The sequence below is a fragment of the Paenibacillus sp. FSL M7-1455 genome, assembly GCF_038004655.1.
Lineage (GTDB): Bacteria > Bacillota > Bacilli > Paenibacillales > Paenibacillaceae > Paenibacillus_AQ > Paenibacillus_AQ cookii.
The window spans coordinates 1,746,787-1,764,880 of the sequence record NZ_JBBORO010000001.1 but is presented as its reverse complement, the minus strand read 5'-3'; the positions used below and the strand labels follow the sequence as shown (position 1 = coordinate 1,764,880).

The following is an 18,094-nucleotide window of genomic DNA, read 5'->3' as shown; positions in this document are numbered from 1 at the left end:
TTAAGAAGGAGGTATCTTTCGCATGAAAATCCAATGGTCGCTGATTGCCGGATTGGTGTTTGCGCTGATTACGGCGGTGTTTGCCGTCATTAACGTGGATCCTGTCCGGGTGAATTTTATGTTCAGCGAAGTCGACATCCCGCTCATCCTGCTCATCGTCGGCTGCACGCTGATCGGCGGCATCATCGTCGGCTCTTACGGAATCTTCAGGCAGTACAAGCTGCAAAAGGAAATCAAGCTTTTGACCGCCCAGCTGACGCATATTCAAAACGAAACCGGATATACGCCCCCTTCCCCGGAAGAAATCCAAACCGGCGGCAAAGAAAAAAATGAAGGCGAACTGCCTACGTAGGAACCTATCATCTTCATCCATGAAATAAGGAGGACATCTGCATGTCAATCCAACCGAACGAAGAATACATATTAACGTTTTTGAAAAAACTGCTCGACACGCCAAGCCCCACCGGCTTTACCGCCCAGGCCTTGAAACTCGTGGAGCAGGAAGCGGCCTCCCTCGGCGTCAAGCTGTCCTGGAACCAAAAGGGCGGCGCGATTCTTGAAGTGGAAGGCGAGGACCCCTCCCGCACGGTCGGGCTCAGCGCGCACGTGGACACGCTGGGGGCCATGGTCCGCGCCGTCAAATCCGACGGCCGGCTCCGCCTGACCCGCGTCGGCGGCTTTATGCTGCAAAGCATTGAAAACGAATATTGCGTCATCCATACGCGCAGCGGCAAAACGTATACGGGCACGATTTTGAGCACGCATCCTTCCGTGCATGTCTACGACGATGCCCGCGACTTCAAACGCGAGGAAGAAAACATGGAAGTCCGCATCGACGAGCTCGTCGAATCCAAAGAGGATGTCCTGAAGCTGGGCATCGGCGTCGGCGACTTCGTTTCTTTCGATTCCCGCGCGGTCATCACCGAAAGCGGGTTCGTTAAATCCCGCCACATCGACGACAAGGCCAGCGTGGCTGCGCTGTTCGGCCTGCTCGAATCGATGAAGCGCGAAAACTGGAAGCCGAAGCATCATGTGAAGCTGCTGATCTCGAACTATGAGGAGGTCGGTCACGGCGCAGCCTATATCCCTTCCGACATCGACGAGATGATCGCCGTCGACATGGGCTGCATCGGCGACGATCTCAGCTGCAAGGAAACCGACGTTTCCATTTGCGCCAAAGATTCTTCGGGCCCATATGATTACGACATGACGAGCAAGCTGATCGAGCTGGCCAAAGCCGAAGGCATCCCTTATGCCGTCGATGTATATCCGCACTACGGCTCCGACGCCTCCGCCGCGTTGTCGGCCGGCAACAATATCCGGGCGGCGCTGATCGGCCCGGGCGTGCATGCCTCCCATGCCATGGAACGCACGCACAAAACGGCCGTGTTTAATACGGCCAAACTGCTGGCGGCCTATTTGCAGTCTTAATCGGCGTGAATGCCAAGCCCGGCGGCTTCCATCGGAACGCTGGAATGGTCTCTCCTGCATTCAACGCATGTTCATATCGACAAAAAAGGCTGTTCGATCGACTTGATCGAACAGCCTTTTGTTTCTTGGGCGAAACGCGCGTCATCCGTCTTCCGTTAGTTGCCGGACCGGCCATTGGCGCCACGGCTCTTGGCGAATCCCGGGACATGTGGTCCAGTCGCTGCGTTTGGATGCGGACCGACGAATTTCAGCTCCATCGCCGAGTTTGTACACGAGAATACCGTCGTGTTTCTCTCACTCAATATACCGGATCGAGTTTTTAATCGGATGAACTGCTGCACGAAGATGAGCTGCAGGATGAACTGCTGCATGACGACGAACTGCACGAGGAGTCGCTGCTGCATGAGGAATCGCTGCCGCAGGACGAATCGCTGTCGCAAGAAGATTCGCTGCTGCAAGCAGACTCGCCGCTGCAATCCGAATCGCCGCCGCTGGCGTCCCCGTCGATCAAATCAAGCAGAATGAGCGTATTTACGTCGCTGCCGCCATAAGCATATGAATCCGTTTGTTGGGAGGTAAAACCGGAGGCTGCTTGAGAATTTTTCCCCAGCCCGGATGGCCGGCCCGCCTTCGCTTGGGAGGACGGCGATGTTGGCATCCGTTTTTGCAGCTCCTCCCGGTTTTGGACGACGTGGATGATATGGTTTACAAGCTCTTGCACGGCCGTGTGATAAACATATGACGGATGATTTTTAAAGTAACGTTCAAGCAAAACATCATGGTCCCCCGCCAGAGCATGGTTCGCCAACGCCGGGTCCAGTTTTTTACGCCCGAAGCTCCCAAGAAGGATGGTGCTTTCCGTATGGATTTCAAATAAAACGGAGTACACCAGCTCGAATTGGGCCCGTTCCGCCTCCCCCGGTTTCGCGGATTTGCCCGTATGGGGCGCGTGATGGATCATTTCCCCGAACAGGTCATGGCAAAACTGCTGGTATTCGCGGGAAAAAAGCAGGGCGGAATGCCAGATTTCATCGACCATGGAGCTGTACATGCCGACGCTTTTGAGAAAAACATTCATCGCCAAGAACCGTTTGAACTCGAGGAGCAGCCAGGAATACATCGCGTCCGAAACATCCGGATGTTCGGCGAGGAACCGCGACCGTACATTGGCCCAATATTCTTCATGCTTAAGGAACACCTCGTCCAACCGCGTTTGGATCGGGGCAAGGAATTCATGCTGCCGGAATCCCGCTCCCTCGGGAGCATCATCGGCAAAAGCGCTCCCCGGGTAACTGCCGAGGGAACGGCGAGGTTCTTTTTTCCGTCCTTTAAACCATCTTTGAAAAATCCCCATGCGTCACCGCCTATTGCAATTTAGCCGTTTTTGCTTGCTTCGATTTTTTCCGCCAGCTCGTTCAGATACGTCCAGCGGTCCATCAGGTGCTCCAGCTCCGCTTCGGTTTCCTGCTGCTGCGAAAGCAGCTCCTGAAGCAGGGCCGAGTCGGCGAAGGCCTCTTCCATCTTACTCTGGATGGCCGCCAGTTTATTCTCGCAGGCTTCGATCAGGCCGTCGATTTGCTCGTATTCGCGCTGCTCCTTATAGCTGAATTTCAGCTTCTCGCGCGGTGCCGCCGCGGCCGCCTGCGGCGCGGTAACCTTCTCCGCCTTGCGTTCCGCGGCGGCAGGTTCGGCGTTTTTAGCCATCCATTCGCTGTATTCGGTAAAATTGCCGACATGAACGCGCACCCGTCCGTCGCCCTCAAAAGCCCAAATTTTATCCACCGTCCGGTCCAAAAAGTACCGGTCATGGGATACGACAAACACGACGCCCGGAAAATCGTCCAAATAATCCTCCAGCACGGCCAGCGTTTGGATGTCCAAATCGTTTGTCGGTTCGTCCAGAAGAAGCACGTTCGGCGCGGACATCAACACCCGCAGCAAATACAAGCGGCGTTTTTCCCCGCCCGACAATCTGGAAATCGGGGTCCACTGCATCGCGGGCGGGAACAAAAAGCGCTCCAGCATCTGGGACGCCGTAATGCTGCTCCCGTCCTCGGAGCGGATGACCTCCGCTTCCTCCTTGATGTATTCGATGACGCGCATGCTGCCGTCCATGTCCTGATGCTCCTGCGTGAAATAGCCGATTTTGACGGTGGGACCCGTGATGATCTCCCCCTCGTCCGGCTCCAGCCTGCCGGCGATCAGGTTGAGCAGCGTCGACTTTCCGCTTCCGTTCGGCCCCGTGATGCCGATCCGGTCGCCCGGCACGCTGATGTAGTTCAAATCACGGATCAAAACCTTGGGGCCTGCATTTTTGCCCACGTGCTCCAATTCGATGATTTTGCGCCCCAAACGCGCCGAAGCCGCCGACATTTCGATCGTGCCGCTGCGCGTCGGCCCCTGCTGCTCCTTCAGCGCTTCAAAACGCTCGATCCGCGCCTTTTGCTTGGTCGTTCTTGCTTTGGCTCCGCGCCGAATCCAGGCGAGCTCGTTTCGCAGCAGGTTTTGCCTTTTTTGCTCCGATGCTTCCTCCCGTTCTTCCCTTTCCGCCTTCAGCTCAAGAAATTTGGAATAGTTGGCCTCGTAGCGGAACAAACGGCCTTGATCCAGCTCCAGCATCACGGTGGCCACCCGGTCCAAAAAGTAGCGGTCGTGCGTGATCATCAGCAGCGCGCCGCGGCGCTTCTGCAAATACTGCTCGAGCCAAACGACGGAATCGTTGTCGATGTGGTTCGTCGGTTCGTCCAAAATGAGCAGCTCGCACGGTTCGATCAACGCTTGCGCCAAGGCGACGCGTTTGCGCTGTCCCCCCGACAACGTGCCCATGGCCGCGTCAAAACGGGTGATCCCCAGCTTGGACAAAATCGTTTTGGCTTCGCTTTCCATCTGCCATGCCTGCAGCGCGTCCATTTGCTGGTTCAGCTTCAGCAGCTTCTCCTGCAGCGCCTCATCGGCCGGATTCAGCTCCAGCAGCTCCATCGTTTCCGTGTAATCCCGAACGACCTTCAGCTTGGGATCATTCCCTTCAAACACCTGCTGCAGGACCGTATTGCCGGGATGAAAATCGGGGTTTTGCGCCAGGAAACGCACCCTCACCTGATTTCCGAGGGAGATGCTCCCCTCGTCCGGCGGCTCCAAACCGGCAATGACGCGCAAAAACGTGGATTTCCCCGTTCCGTTGACGCCGACGATGCCGATTTTATCCTGATCCCCCATGCCAAACGAGGCATCCTTAAACAACACTTTTTCGCCGTAACTTTTGGATATATGTTCAACGGTCATGATGTTCATATCGTTTTTCCCTACTTATCTCTGAAATTGAAAAGCATATTGCTATTTTAGCATACGGTCCGGTCCGATAGGAACAAAAGGTACGTTCACCGCCCGTACATGGAACCAAAAAAACCGTCCGGAAGGGACGGTTTTTGCATCGTTTGAAAGATGGAGCAGATCAGACAACCAACGCCAGCAGCCAGGCTGCAAGGCCGCCGATGCAGGAAGAAATGAAATTGACCGCGTCGTTGTTCATCCACCTCCAGCCGCGAATCCGGCGGGTCGGTTGCCCGCAATGCTCAAGCACCTCGACGTCTTTGCCGCATACCGGGCATCGGTACATCACCTGTACGGTCGCTCCCAGGAAGGAGTCGGAAAACGCGCCGGCTAGTCCGCCGGTAAGCCCAGCAAGCCACAAGCCGCCCCAGAAAACGTCCGTTCCGGACAACAAGGCGAACAACCACCCGAACAGCGCAATCAAGAGACCGCCGGCCGCTGCCGCGGAGCTTCCCATCAGCGTCACGCCGCCCGACGTTCCCGGAGGAACGATTTTTCCGGTTAATACGGAACGCGGGGGCCTGCGGCTCAGCCCTCCCCATTCCGTCGCCCAGGTGTCGGCCGTGACGGCCGCCATGACGCCGATAAACGCATAAATCCAGCCGGAATGGGGCCAAATCGCATGGAACAGGCACAGCAGCATGCCTGCGCCGCCGTTGGCGAAAACCTGGCCTGCATCCCGCGTCCCGGTTTTGGCATACGATTTTTCGAGCTCTGCTTTGTTGGCTTGCTTGAATTTCGACAGCAGCGAAGAGCTGACGAAAAACACCAGCAGAATGCCGAACCAGAGCAGGTTGCCCGCTCCAAAATAAATCGTGCCCATGACGAACGCGGCGGCGGCGCCGGAAAGCGTGAGCGACCTTTTCCGGTAAGCCGCCCCGGCGACGGCGAGGGCGCAAAGCGCGCCGATCAGCCAAACCATGTCAGCCGATCACGCAGCTTCCGAGAAGCCGGTTTCCCCAGTACAGCTCGAAGGCATCGCCGGAAGCGCAGGGGCCTACGCCCGCGGGAGTGCCCGTGAAAATGACATCCCCTTCGCCAAGCCCGTAATGCGTGCCGATGTAATCGACGATTTCCTGCAACGGAAAAATCATCTCCCTGATATTTCCGCGCTGCACTTCCTTGCCGTTTTTATGTACCGTGAAATCCTCGCTCCCCGCCGCTTCGGCGCCGGGAAATCCGATGAATCCGGACACCGGGGCGGAATTTTTGAAACCTTTGGCCGCCGTCCACGGATGCCCTTTTTTCTTGATCCCCGTCTGCACGTCCCGCAGCGTAAAGTCGATGCCCAGGGCCATTTGGTCCACCAGGTCGTCCACCTTTACGCCCGGCTCGTAGGCGCGGCTCACGCGGAGAACCAGCTCCCCCTCGTAATGGACCTCGCCTTTGTTTTGCGGCAGCTCAAGCGTTTGCCCTTCCAGGCGTACGACCGCATGGGACGGTTTCAAAAAAATCATCGGCTCCTCAGGCACGTCGTTGCCAAGTTCGGCGGCGTGGAGTTTGTAGTTTCGTCCGACGCAATATACGTTTCGAATCATCGTGATCTCTTCCTTTGCAGTTAAAATAGGATGATGCTTAGCGGATAAACGTTTTTTTCCATACGTCAGGCCGGTTGGTGCAGATCAAAACTTCCGGAGAAATATCGGCAATCCGTCTCATTCGCTTCGGATCGTCGACGGTCCAGGCCATGACCTCGATGCCCGCCGACTTCAGTCTTTGAAACAATTCGGAATCCAAATTCGGGTAGCCGATCGACAGGAAGGAACAACCCAGCGACTGCAGCCGTTCCACGAGATCCTTGGGTTTGGCGTCGATGATGAGTCCCGTTTGGATATCCGGGTTGATCTCCTTTACTTTCCGGAGCGCTCCGGCGTCAAACGACGTCAGGACCACATCCTGCTCCATATGGTATGAAGCGACGCGTTCGATGACCGCCTGCTCCAAGCCCGGATACATGTTTCCCGAAGTTTTCAGTTCGATGTTCAGCCGGACCCGGCCGCAGCAAAGGTGAAGCACCTCGGTGAGGGAAGGGATGCGCTCCCCATGGTATTCCCTGCTTTTCCAGCTTCCGGCGTCGAACCGGAGAAGCTGCTGCCAGGTATAATCCTTGACCTTGCCGGTGCCCGTCGTCGTCCGGTCCAGGCTGAAATCATGAATGACCACGGGAATCCCGTCAATCGTAAGTTGGGTATCGATTTCCATCCACTGAACATAAGGTTCGGCCAAGGCCATCCGAAAAGCCGCCATCGTATTTTCGGGCGCTTTGCCGGAAAAACCGCGGTGGGCCACACACAGATTGTTCAACCTTCTCCCCCCAAACTTGTCGGCGTCCGAAGGCCGTCCGCTCATGAACCCGGCGTGACGACTCCGTCCGCTGAAATTTTGACGCCGCCGATCGATAGATTTTGCAGCTCTTTCATCAGGCGGCCGCCCTCCTGCGCGTTCATAGGCACCGGCTGCCCAAGCTCCGCATGGTAAGGAACCAGCTTCATGCTGCAGCCGGATGTTTTGCAACGGGCTTGAAACACGGCCGTTTTCCATGTCGACGGCGTGCCCGATTTCGTGAAAATAAAGTTCCCCGTGCTGTAAGCGATCCATTTTCCTTTATACTGCTCCAACCCTTGCAGAACATGCGGGTGCCCTCCGATGATCAAATCGGCTCCCGCATCGACGAAATCATGCCCCAGCTTTTTCTGAATGTCATTCGGCGTGAGGGCGCGTTCGATCCCCCAATGCACCATGACGATGACCAGGTCGGCTTTTTTGCGGGCTTCGGTGATCGAGGCAATGACGCGCGACGCCTTATCGTATGCGCTGGCTACGCCGGGCTTGTTTGCTCCCGCCGCCCAGTTGGTTTCCGGATATACCCGGCTTGCGCCGATCACGGCAATCGTCATGCCGCCGCGATTGAAATACATCGGTTGGTAGGCGCGGTCCGCGTTTTTGCCGGCCCCGACGTACTGAATGCCGCTTTGGTCCAAATATTTGATCGTGTCCAGCAAACCGATCTCGCCTTGGTCGAGGATATGGTTGTTGCCGAGATTGACCGCGTCCATTCCCGCGGCCCGCAGCGCCTCCAGCGCTTTCGGCGAAGACTTGAACACGAACTGCTTGTTTTTTGCGCCTACTCCGCCCGTCGTCACCGGCGTTTCGAGATTTCCGAGCGTCAGGTCGTCTTTTTTGAACATGTCTCCCAAATAAGCAAACGGGTATGAATAGCCTTTTTTCTCAAGCAGCGTTTCCACTTTGCCCGAAAATATCATGTCGCCGACAAAATGGATCGTGACGGATTTGCCGTCATCCTTTACTATCTTATGTCCCTTCGGCGCGTCGGAGTCCTCTTGGCCGGCGTCTTTTGCGCCGGATTTCTTTTCCGCGGCATCGGCGGGAGGATTTTTTTCGGCCTGCCCTGCCGGCGGCTTCATGCTGTCGCCCTGCGGCTCTTTCGCCGGTTTCTGTTCCGCCCGCTCGGTTCCCTCGGGTTTCGTTTCCTGCGGTTTGGTTTCCGGCTCGCCTTGTTCCCCTACCGAGTCCTTGGCTTTATCGGAATGTTCACCGTTCGGGTTGTCCTTGTCGTCATCGGCCGCTGCATCCGGCGGCGTGCCGTTCTCCTTGTGACCCTCGGGCGGGGATTCGTGTAGCTCCGTATTGGCGGGCGCAGGTTCCTGCGGCGGAACCCCGGCCGCACTCTGCCGATGATCGGCAAGAAAATAAACGGCAAGTAAAACGACAATCATCATAAGCAGACAGGCATTGACGGTCAGCCACACCCGCCTCTGCTTCAGCTTCCGGTTTTTGGAGCCGGAACGTTTCTTCTGTGATCTCGGCGGATACATCGCTCCTCCTTAAAATAAACAGTTTGGAATCTTTGAAAATCCTAATTTTTAGTAGATTTCCTCCAGAATCCATACTATTATATCAGGCCCTCAGAAGCAAATAGAACCCCCCGCAAGCGGAGGGTTCCTTTAACGATGTCCCGTTTTAGGCCAATTTCGATTTTTGAAGCTGTTCGACGATTGCGTCGCGCAGCGTCTCCATATACAGCGGGTCGCTGTTCAGCATGTCGATGCGCATGAGGCGCATGTCCAGCTCTTTGGCGACTTCCTGGGCTTCGATATCCAAGTCGTACAGCACTTCGAGATGGTCGGATACGAAGCCGATCGGAGCGACCAGCACGTTTTTGACCTGCTCTTTGCTGAGGTTCCGCAGCGTATCGAGGATGTCCGGACCAAGCCACGGCTCGGCGGTGCGCCCGGCGCTTTGCCATGCAAACTGCCAGGACGTAACGCCAGTCTGTTCGGCAATGGCCCGGGAGGTCTCGAGCAGCTGCTCCGGGTACGGATCGCCCATGCTCAAAATTCTTTCCGGAAGGCTGTGCGCGCTGAACAAAACGCGGACTTCGCCGCGTTCGGCTCCCGCTTCCTTGAACAGGTCGAGCTTTGCGTTCACCCGGCGGCTGAACGCTTCGATCAGCTGCGGATGCAGGTGATAGCTTTTGACGAAAGTGAATTGGACCCCGACTTCGTCCGCTTTGGCCTGGGCGCGTTTGACGTAGCTTTCGACGCTCATCGTGGAATAATGGGGGGCCAGCACGATGCCCACCGCTTTTTTGATGCCGTCTTTGGCCATCTGCTCCACGCCGTCTTCGATAAACGGACTCGCGTGTTTCAGCCCTTGATAGCAGACGTATTCCACGTCAAGCAGACGGCTGTCCGTATCCAGCGCTTCCTGCAGGTTCTCCACCTGGTTGTTCGTGTTTTCGCGAAGCGGGAACACGCCGCCCACGATGGCTTTGTAACGATCCGACAGCTCTTCCAGCTGCTCGGGGGATGGCGCATGTCCGCGGCGGATATGCGTATAGTATGCCTCAATGCCTTCCATGCTTTCCGGAGTGCCGTAGGACATGACGAGAACGCCGATTTTGGTTTTCACGAAGCAGTCACCTCTTAACTTAAATATTGAACTTGATGGTTTCGCTCTATATAGGATTTCATGCGAAATCTTACTTGTTTTTTAACGCCGCCGCCGAGTACTCATGAATATAATCCGTCAATTCCTTGAGTTTATCCAGCGATGCCTCCGGGAACAGGCCGTGCCCCAGGTTGAAAATATATCCCGGCTCCCGGATCCCTTCATCAATCAATTCCTTGGCATATTGTTTAATGGTTTCCATAGGGGCCGTCAAAATATAAGGATCCAGGTTGCCCTGCACCGCAAATTTGCCGCCCGTGCGCTTGCGGCCTTCCGCGATGGATACCCGCCAGTCGAGCCCGATGACGTCCGCCTGAAGCTCTTTCAGCGTCGGGAGCAGCTCGCCGGAGCTGACGCCCGGAAAATATATTTTCGGTACATTCAAATCCGAAAGTTCGGCAAAGATACGGGTAATGGTAGGCAGGACATACGTTTGGAAATCCTTCGGGGCAAGCGCTCCGACCCAGCTGTCGAACAGCTGGAACGCTTTGCCGCCGTTTTCGATATGGGACCGCACATATGTAATGACCATATCGCCAAGCTTATCCATCAGCAGCTTCCACACTTCAGGTTCGCTGTACATCAGCGTTTTCGTCAAAATATAGCTTTTGGACGGACGGCCTTCGATCAAGTAGCTCGCAATCGTAAACGGCGCTCCGGCAAACGTGATGAGAGGCACCTCAAGCTCTTTGTCGAGGATGCGAATGGTTTCCATGATATGGGATAAGTCCTTGTCCACGTCGATTGGACGAAGCTTCTCCACATCCGCCTTGCTCCGAATCGGGTTATCGATCACGGGACCGATATTTTTGACGATATCGAAATCGACGCCGAGCGAAGCGACCGGATTCATGATGTCCGAATACAAAATCGCGGCATCCACGCCAAGCTTCCGTACGGGCATCATCGTGATTTCGGCCGCAAGCTCCGGCTGCCGGCAAATTTCAAGCAGCGAATATTTCTCTTTGATTTTGCGGTATTCAGGGTCGTACCTGCCCGCTTGCCTCATATACCAGACAGGAACATGATCCGTTTCCTGCTTGTAGCTGGCGCGTATGAGCGTATCGTTGTAGGTCATGAAGGGGCCTCCAATGTTTTTTAGAATTTCTCTAATCTATATTATGCCCTTTTTAAAAGTCGGTAACAACCGGATGTCTTTCCGTTCGGGTGACAATAGTATGACAACTGTGACATGGTCCTTTGGGTAAATATGCTATACTGGAATAACCTGTGTTTTTCATGCTGAATTTGCAGTCACAAGAGAAAGGAAGTGAAAAGCACATTGAAATCGTGGAAAGTCAATTTGATTGTGCTTTGGATCGGCCAGTTTCTGGTCAACTCCGGAATGACCATGATCACCCCGTTCCTGTCCCTGTATCTGGCGAAAGATCTGGGCGTGCGGGGCGAGCATGAGATCGGCTTATGGGCGGGTTTGATTTTTGCCGCCAACTTTATGACGTCTTTTATTTTCCAGCCGCTTTGGGGCAAGCTGGCCGACCGGTACGGCCGGAAAATCATGCTGCTCCGCTCCGGCTTCGGCATGGCGATCGTCATCACGCTGATGGGGTTTGCCCGCACCCCTTGGGAGCTGCTGCTGCTCCGGCTGCTGAACGGAACGATCTCCGGCTTTAACCCCGCTTCGATTTCGCTGGTGTCCAGTACGACCCCGAAAGAACGGATGGGTTTTGCGATGGGAATCATGCAGTCCGGCTCGGTGGCGGGAACCATTCTTGGGCCTTTGATCGGCGGGGGCCTTGCGGATTTGTTCGGATTCCGTCCTATTTTCTATATCATCGGCGTACTTATTTTTGCGGCTTCCCTGCTGGCCCTGTTCCTGGTCAAAGAAAATTTCAACCGCGAACAAGCGGCAAAAATCCCGCAGGCGTCCGTGCTTGCCGGCTTCAAGGAGCTGACGAAAATCCCGCAGCTTCCGGCCCTGTTCGCCGTGACCTTCCTGCTGCAGTTTGCGATGATGAGCCCGATGTCGCTGCTGCCGCTGTACGTCGAGAAGCTGCATGCATCCGCCGCGAATTTGGCCTTCTGGGCGGGCATGGTCAGCGCCGTCACCGGTTTGTCCAACATGATCACCTCGCCGATTCTCGGCAAGCTGAGCGACAAAGTGGGGGCGCACCGCATTTTGACCTATGCCCTGATCGGCGCCGGAGTGATGCTGATTCCGCAGGCCTTCGTCCAATCGGTATGGCAGCTGATCATCGTCCGTTTCCTGATGGGCGTTTTTATGGGCGGCCTGCTCCCGAGCGTCAATGCGCTGATCCGTTCGTACACGCCGGACGGCATGGAAAGCCGGGCCTTCGGTTTCAACACGAGCACGCTGGCGCTCGGCAACATGCTGGGCGCGCTCGTCGGCGGATTTTTATCCGGCTTTATCGGCATCGAGGGATTGTTTATCATATCGGGATGCCTGCTTCTGCTCAACATGGTGTGGGTGCGGCTTAAGCTGTATAAGAAAGGCAATTCGCCGCAGTTCCGGTAATCGGAACCGGCAAATCCGGCATGTCCCCGTAAAAGACCGTCCGATGGTTTTGGCGGGCATTCGAAAAAAAGGTGGCGCAGGATCTATCCTGCCCACCTTTTTTGGCCTGCGCGGATTTAAGGCTGACGCGGCTTCACCATCGCTACGGCCAATCCGTCGTACGCCGGCAAAATCGTGCCGATCAGTCGTTCATCGGTCGCCATCAGCTCGTTGAAACGGCGCATCGCCTGCACCGAAGGCCCGTTTTTGTCCGGGTTCAGCGTTCTGCCGCGCAAAAACGTGTTGTCCCCGGCAATGATCGCCCCGGGATTGGCCAGTTCGATGGCATATTCAAGGTATACCGGATAATTCTCCTTATCGGCATCGATAAAAAAGAAATCGAAGGTCCGGCCTTCCTGCTTCAGTTGTTCGAGGCTTTCCGCCGCCAGCCCCACCTTGAATTCGACCTGATGGCCAAATCCCGCTTCCGTGAGATGCGCTAACGCCAGGTCGGCATAGTCCTGCTTCAGCTCCAGCGACGTTAACCGTCCCTCCGGAGACAATCCTCGGGCCAGACAGATTCCGCTGTAGCCGCCCAAAGCCCCGATCTCCAGCACCTGTTGCGCTTTGGTCGCGGCCACCAGCATCGTCAGCAGACGTCCGTATCCCGGCGCGATCGAAATGGCCGGCATGCCTCGATCCGCGATATTTTGTTGGACGCGGGCCAGCAGCTCATCATTTTCAAGAAAACGGTCCGCGTATTCTTCAGGATTCATACATTAATTCTCCTCACATTCGCATTCAAAAATCGAAAGCCTTAAAAGGTTTGTGTCTCGCCTTGCGTTACCCTATACTATTATAGAATGAAATTGGAGGGATTCAATCCAATTCCGTCGGCCCAGCCGGTACTTAGGTTACATACGAATCGCACCTGACGAAAATGGAGTTGAAAAAAAGCTTATGTCCCGCTTGCAATTGATTGCTACCGCACCGATGGGCCTGGAGTCGATCGTGGCGCGCGAACTTAAAGAATTGGGTTACAGCGACATGGAGGTCGAAAACGGACGCGTTACCTTCGCCGGCGATCTGCAAGACATCTGCCGCTGCAACCTGTGGCTTCGTACCTCGGACCGGATCCTCGTCAAAATGGGAGAGTTTCCGGCCAAAACCTTCGACGAGCTGTTCGAAGGAACCAAAGCGCTCCCCTGGGAGCAATGGATTCCCGTTGACGGGGAATTTCCCGTCGAAGGGCGCTCGCATCACTCGCAGCTGAGCAGCGTCCCCGCCTGCCAAGGCATCGTAAAAAAAGCGATCGTGGAGAAGCTCAAGCAAAGTTACCGCACGGACTGGTTCCAGGAAAACGGCGCCCGTTACGTCATCGAAGTGAACCTGCACAAAGACGTCGCGCTCCTGACGCTGGACACGACGGGTCCGGCTTTGCATAAACGCGGGTACCGCAAACTCGTGACGGAAGCGCCGATCAAGGAAACGATGGCCGCCGCCATGCTCCAGCTCAGCCGCTGGAACGTTTCCCGCCCGCTGTACGACCCGTTCTGCGGCTCGGGCACCATCCTGATCGAGGCCGCCATGATGGGCTGGAACATCGCGCCAGGACTGCGCCGTTCGTTTCCTTCCGAGCATTGGCGCATCATTCCCGAGCGGCTTTGGAGCGAAGCCCGGGAGGAAGCCTTCGATGCCGTTCGCGACGATGAGCCGCTCCAGCTTACCGGCAGCGACATCGACCCGAAGGCGATCGAAATCGCCCAAGCGTCCGCAAAAAGCGCCGGCTTCGGGCGCGATATCGCGTTTCACGTCCTGCCCGCCGCCAAAATCAAACCCGAGGGCGACTACGGCTGCCTGATCACGAACCCGCCTTACGGCGAACGCTTGAGCGAAAAAGACGAAGTCGAAAAAATGATCCGCCAGCTCGGCTTTACCGCCGCCCAGCTGCCGACCTGGTCCTTTTTTGCCATCAGTCCGACGAAGCAGTTCGAGCATTATTTCGGACGGAAAGCGGATAAACGGCGCAAGCTGTATAACGGACGGATCGAATGCCAATATTACCAGTTTTTCGGCCCGCTTCCGCCGCGCAAGCCCTAATCTCCACGCGGACAAACGGTTCGCGCCAAACCTTGAAACACGCCAAAACCCCGGCCTCCTTCCGAAAGAAGAAGGTCCGGGGTTTTTCTGCAAAAAAACAATGTTATGGATACCGTCCGTTCAATGCGAACGTCCCCTGCTTAAAACATCAGCTCGTCCGGATTCGTTCCGACCCGCTGATCCTCATTCAGCGCATCGATTCGTTCCAGCTCGGACGAAGTCAGCTCAAAATCGAAAATGTCCGCGTTTTCCCGAATGCGCGAAGGGGTCACGGATTTCGGAATCGTCACGATCCCGCTTTGCAGGTTCCAGCGCAAAATGACCTGCGCCGGGCTTTTGCCGTATTTCCCGGCAATCTCCAGCAGCGTCTCGTTATCGCTTAATCTTCCTTTCATAAGCGGGCTCCAGGCTTCGATCTGAATGCCGTGCGAGCGGCAGTATTCCCGAAGCTGACGCTGGCTCAGGCGCGGGTGAAGCTCGACCTGATTGACCGCCGGAACGACGCGGCTGTCCTTCAGAAGCTCTTCCAGATGGTGAACATGGAAATTGCTGACGCCGATGGCGCGGATGCTGCCTTCTTCATAAAGGCGTTCCATCGCTTTCCAGGTGTCCTTGAATTTATCCTTGCCCGGCCAGTGGATCAAATACAGGTCGATCACGTCAAGTCCAAGCCGCTTCCGGCTTGCTTCGAAAGCGCGCAGCGTGGAGTCGTACCCCTGATCGTCGTTCCAGACCTTCGTCGTTACGAACAGGTCGTCTCTGGCGACGCCGCTGTCGGCAATCGCCCTGCCGACTTCTTCCTCGTTGCCGTAGACGGCGGCGGTGTCGATGCTCCGGTATCCCGCTTCCAGCGCAACCTTGACGGCTTCGTACACTTCGTCGCCCTTGGCCTGATATGTACCAAAGCCAAACCATGGCATGGTGACTCCATTGTTCAGCGTCGTGCGGTCGGCAATATGTTTCATGTTGGATCCGCTCCTTCCCCTTAAACAATTTTATCGTAAATGCATGTCCATTATAGCACACCCGTCCGCTTCCAATAAAAGCCGTTCCTTTTCGTGCCGGCCGGCATGAGTCCTCCTGCGGACTAGTTTATGCTTAAAAAAATCCTGTATAAAAAATCCTGCAAAGCTGGGCTTCGCAGGATTTTAGACACGCAACTTATTTCGTTTGTTCTCCTTGCTGGCGGGACGTAAGGGAAGCCAGACGGCTTTTTTCCTCTGCCAGCATTTCTTCGGCCAATTCCACGGCTTGTCCGTTCAGGCTGTTGCCCGCTTGGCGTACGGCCTGTTCCGTATGGGCCAGACGGTTTTGCGCCTGCTCGATCATCCGTTCGTTCGGATGGGACATCGCTTGAGACACCGCATAATGCAGCTTCTCCACGGAATTTTGGGCTTGGGAAATCGGATTTTGCGATTGCAGGCTGGAATCGTATCTGGATGCCATGGGCTGCTCTCTCCTTCACTCGAAAAGTTGCTATCCACCCTATAGGATGGAGCTTCGCGCGAGGAACTATGCGTGACGCCCTCTTTTTCCTGCAACCCGGAACCACCGCGGTTTAATGGTCGCCGCGATTGCCCTTCGACGGATTGGTGATGACGAAACCTTCCTCGGGGAAATACAAATAATCGATTTTGACCCCGTCCAGCATCGGCTCGTTCCGGTCCAGCAGCACATCGATGTTTTTGTCCGTGCTGACGACTTCGTCGTTTTCGCCCGGCTTGTCCAAATCCAATCCATAGTGGGCGTGATCTCCGTGGGCATGCGTGACGAGCACGCGAAGCTTCAGATCGCGGTTTTCCTCTTTATCCAGTTCTTTTTGCAGCACTTTGGCCGCATTGCGCGTAATTTTGCATTTCATCGCTTCACGACATCTCCCGTTCCTGAGGATAAAATCATATTGCCCAATCAACAGCAACATGCCGGCCGGCGCCAGGCTGGCGCGCCGCTGCATGTACCTTTTATCTTAAAAGAATCCGCGCAAGCCCGCAAGGACTGCTTCAGCGGTTCCCCCCCGGCGGAGGCAGCTTGATGGACGGATACTTCCGTTCCATTCGGGCGACGAACCAGCCCATGACAATAAGCGTGACGCCGATATCGTCGATCGGGACAAAAGGCATCACGTCCGGCAAAACCCAATACAGCCCGACCGGAACCAAAAAAAGAAGCTTGTCCACAAAGGAAACTTGCGGGGATGTGAGATACATCCATAATTGGCCGGGCATATGCGACAGGCGCCTGATCGACAGCAGCTTTCTCCATTTCATGCTCACCGCTCCCTTCATCTGGCCTTTCGGGGCACCTTCATGATCATCGCAAGAGGAGACAACCACTCCGATACGGTTGCGGCCGCCTCCTCACCTGTAGTATACGTATCTTTACAGAAAATGTTTCATTAACCTTTTCATATCGACATCAGTTCGCCGACGACCAATCCCGTTTCCAGAGCGATGTTGTCGAAATCCTCCAAAGGAAGCGGATTTTTGCCGAGCCCGATCTCGACGGTAAAACCCGGGCGCCTGAATTCCTGGATAAACCAGTCCTTATACCCCGCATCGCTGCCTTCCAGCTTCACGGGACGGTAGCCGCTGGCCTGGCCGAGCCTTCGCGACCATTCCCGGCTTTCCTTCGGTTCGTAATTGCGGTAGTTCCAATAAATCTCCTGCCCCTGACTGTGCAGCGAAACGGCCGCATCCGGCGACGTTTTGAGCGTAAATGCCGCAAGCGCCTCCGCTTCCGGCTCGGACAATGGCGAAGTGCCCGCATAGTCCCTCGGCCCGGGGGATTTTTTCCCGCGCCGCTGGACCTCTTCGTCCCAATGGGCAGGAAACTGGTCGCCCAGATCGACGCCGTTGATGTTGGCCTTCCAATGGCGGTAATCGCTTCGGCCTCCATTCCATGCCGTCAGCATGCCGTAATACGGATTGCTCGGCTGGACGCCCTCCTGGACCAGTTCCACCCCGTCCGGATTGACCATCGGCACCACCCAAAGGGTGCACTGCTCGAACCACTGGCGGGGATCGTAGCCGTTCCAGCGCATGCCCGACTTCAGGGCCGCCGCATACTCCTCTATGAAATGCATGATGCATGGGGTCGTGATCCATTCGTTGGCATGGATGGAAGCGTTCACATGAATCACCTTTTTCCCGTTGCCGATTTTGACGTAAGGGATCGGCTTGCCCAGCACGCTTTCGCCGATCGTTCCCGAGGAAAGCCGCGGATACGCCTCCGACAGCCTGACGATGTCGCGGCACAGATGCCTATAGCCGTATTCTCCTTCAAGGCGGACGATCCGGTCGCTTTCGGCATGGGGCAGCACCAGCACCCGCCCCTCCGGAAAATAGCTGCGGGAAAGCCCGGGATTCATTTCGAGCAAGGAAGCCTCCCGAATGCGAAAAGCAGCCGCTACCTTATCCGGGCTGTCTCCCGGCTGTATGACATATCTCCTCCGCGGGGAGGACGGCAAAAATATGATTTGTCCCGGCACCAGGTAAGGCTGTTCTCCAACCCAAGGATTCGCATTGATAATATGGGTGCGGGATAACCCTCTGCTGGCGGCGATCCGATCCAGCGTATCCCCTTTGTTAACGGTATATTGCTGCATGGCGTCTTCCTTTCCTGCGGACTGCGCGGCAGCCGCATGTGATCGTGCTTTTTTGATTTTATGACGCCGATGCCTTGGACCATGCTTCTATGCCCCCACCAAGCGAAGCTTTGATTTCGATTTGAGGGGGCACCGAACAAGAAGGGGGATGATCGAACGAAGCCCATAAATCAAAAAAGGAAAAG

The 18,094-nt window shown here is 55.8% G+C and carries 18 protein-coding genes; 4 read left to right on the top strand and 14 right to left on the bottom strand.

The genetic code is table 11. The features are described from left to right. The first annotated feature begins 22 nt into the window (after positions 1–22). Together NYE48_RS08170 and NYE48_RS08165 are read left to right on the top strand one after the other, a co-directional pair. Positions 23–352, top strand: a complete 330-nt coding sequence (locus NYE48_RS08170; protein WP_212951405.1) for a LapA family protein — start codon at positions 23–25, stop codon at positions 350–352. Positions 353–393: 41 nt separating this feature from the next. Beyond that, a complete protein-coding gene (locus NYE48_RS08165; protein ID WP_340997981.1) occupies positions 394–1,431 on the top strand; it encodes a M42 family metallopeptidase in 1,038 nt (345 codons plus the stop codon). A 319-nt stretch (positions 1,432–1,750) separates the two neighbouring features. On the opposite strand, the gene NYE48_RS08160 is transcribed toward NYE48_RS08165, so the two are convergent. From NYE48_RS08160 to hemE, 8 genes are all read right to left on the bottom strand, one after another. Then, a complete protein-coding gene (locus tag NYE48_RS08160) occupies positions 1,751–2,785 on the bottom strand; it encodes a hypothetical protein (RefSeq protein WP_340997978.1) in 1,035 nt (344 codons plus the stop codon). Positions 2,786–2,805: 20 nt separating this feature from the next. Then, positions 2,806–4,722, bottom strand: a complete 1,917-nt coding sequence (locus NYE48_RS08155) for an ABC-F family ATP-binding cassette domain-containing protein (protein ID WP_340997976.1) — start codon at positions 4,720–4,722, stop codon at positions 2,806–2,808. A 160-nt stretch (positions 4,723–4,882) separates the two neighbouring features. Beyond that, positions 4,883–5,683: a DUF92 domain-containing protein gene (locus NYE48_RS08150; protein WP_340997974.1), complete on the bottom strand. Its 801-nt coding sequence runs from the start codon at positions 5,681–5,683 to the stop codon at positions 4,883–4,885. A gap of 1 nt (position 5,684) precedes the next feature. Beyond that, the gene (locus NYE48_RS08145; protein ID WP_340997972.1) at positions 5,685–6,299 is read right to left on the bottom strand and encodes a fumarylacetoacetate hydrolase family protein; all 615 of its coding nucleotides are present in this window, start codon (positions 6,297–6,299) and stop codon (positions 5,685–5,687) included. 37 nt (positions 6,300–6,336) lie between these two features. Next, positions 6,337–7,065, bottom strand: coding sequence for a glycerophosphodiester phosphodiesterase (locus NYE48_RS08140; RefSeq protein ID WP_340997971.1), 729 nt, complete (start codon positions 7,063–7,065; stop codon positions 6,337–6,339). A gap of 41 nt (positions 7,066–7,106) precedes the next feature. Beyond that, complete coding sequence (locus tag NYE48_RS08135) at positions 7,107–8,597, bottom strand: CapA family protein (protein ID WP_340997969.1); 1,491 nt, start codon at positions 8,595–8,597, stop codon at positions 7,107–7,109. Positions 8,598–8,742: 145 nt separating this feature from the next. After that, on the bottom strand, positions 8,743–9,693 hold the full coding sequence (gene hemH / locus NYE48_RS08130; RefSeq protein ID WP_212951397.1) for a ferrochelatase: 951 nt from the start codon (positions 9,691–9,693) through the stop codon (positions 8,743–8,745). A 70-nt stretch (positions 9,694–9,763) separates the two neighbouring features. Next, positions 9,764–10,810, bottom strand: a complete 1,047-nt coding sequence (hemE, locus tag NYE48_RS08125) for a uroporphyrinogen decarboxylase (protein ID WP_212951395.1) — start codon at positions 10,808–10,810, stop codon at positions 9,764–9,766. Between the two features lie 204 nt (positions 10,811–11,014). Between hemE and NYE48_RS08120 the strand changes: the two genes are divergently transcribed. Further along, positions 11,015–12,226, top strand: a complete 1,212-nt coding sequence (locus tag NYE48_RS08120) for an MFS transporter (protein WP_212951393.1) — start codon at positions 11,015–11,017, stop codon at positions 12,224–12,226. A gap of 116 nt (positions 12,227–12,342) precedes the next feature. On the opposite strand, the gene NYE48_RS08115 is transcribed toward NYE48_RS08120, so the two are convergent. Beyond that, positions 12,343–12,981 (bottom strand): O-methyltransferase, encoded by a 639-nt coding sequence (locus NYE48_RS08115; protein WP_340997963.1) that lies wholly within the window; start codon positions 12,979–12,981, stop codon positions 12,343–12,345. Between the two features lie 184 nt (positions 12,982–13,165). Here NYE48_RS08115 and NYE48_RS08110 point away from each other — a divergent pair, with 184 nt between their 5' ends. Further along, on the top strand, positions 13,166–14,305 hold the full coding sequence (locus NYE48_RS08110; protein WP_340997961.1) for a THUMP domain-containing class I SAM-dependent RNA methyltransferase: 1,140 nt from the start codon (positions 13,166–13,168) through the stop codon (positions 14,303–14,305). A gap of 140 nt (positions 14,306–14,445) precedes the next feature. On the opposite strand, the gene NYE48_RS08105 is transcribed toward NYE48_RS08110, so the two are convergent. The 5 genes from NYE48_RS08105 to NYE48_RS08085 all read right to left on the bottom strand — a co-directional run bounded on the left by NYE48_RS08105 (position 14,446) and on the right by NYE48_RS08085 (position 17,909). Beyond that, positions 14,446–15,270, bottom strand: a complete 825-nt coding sequence (locus NYE48_RS08105; RefSeq protein ID WP_340997958.1) for an aldo/keto reductase — start codon at positions 15,268–15,270, stop codon at positions 14,446–14,448. Positions 15,271–15,466: 196 nt separating this feature from the next. Beyond that, positions 15,467–15,751, bottom strand: a complete 285-nt coding sequence (locus NYE48_RS08100) for a hypothetical protein (protein WP_036706634.1) — start codon at positions 15,749–15,751, stop codon at positions 15,467–15,469. 112 nt (positions 15,752–15,863) lie between these two features. Beyond that, on the bottom strand, positions 15,864–16,166 hold the full coding sequence (locus NYE48_RS08095) for a heme biosynthesis protein HemY (protein ID WP_036706845.1): 303 nt from the start codon (positions 16,164–16,166) through the stop codon (positions 15,864–15,866). A 139-nt stretch (positions 16,167–16,305) separates the two neighbouring features. Then, positions 16,306–16,572, bottom strand: coding sequence for a hypothetical protein (locus NYE48_RS08090; protein WP_036706844.1), 267 nt, complete (start codon positions 16,570–16,572; stop codon positions 16,306–16,308). A gap of 137 nt (positions 16,573–16,709) precedes the next feature. After that, the gene (locus NYE48_RS08085) at positions 16,710–17,909 is read right to left on the bottom strand and encodes a M14 family metallopeptidase (protein ID WP_212951385.1); all 1,200 of its coding nucleotides are present in this window, start codon (positions 17,907–17,909) and stop codon (positions 16,710–16,712) included. Positions 17,910–18,094 lie beyond the last annotated feature (185 nt).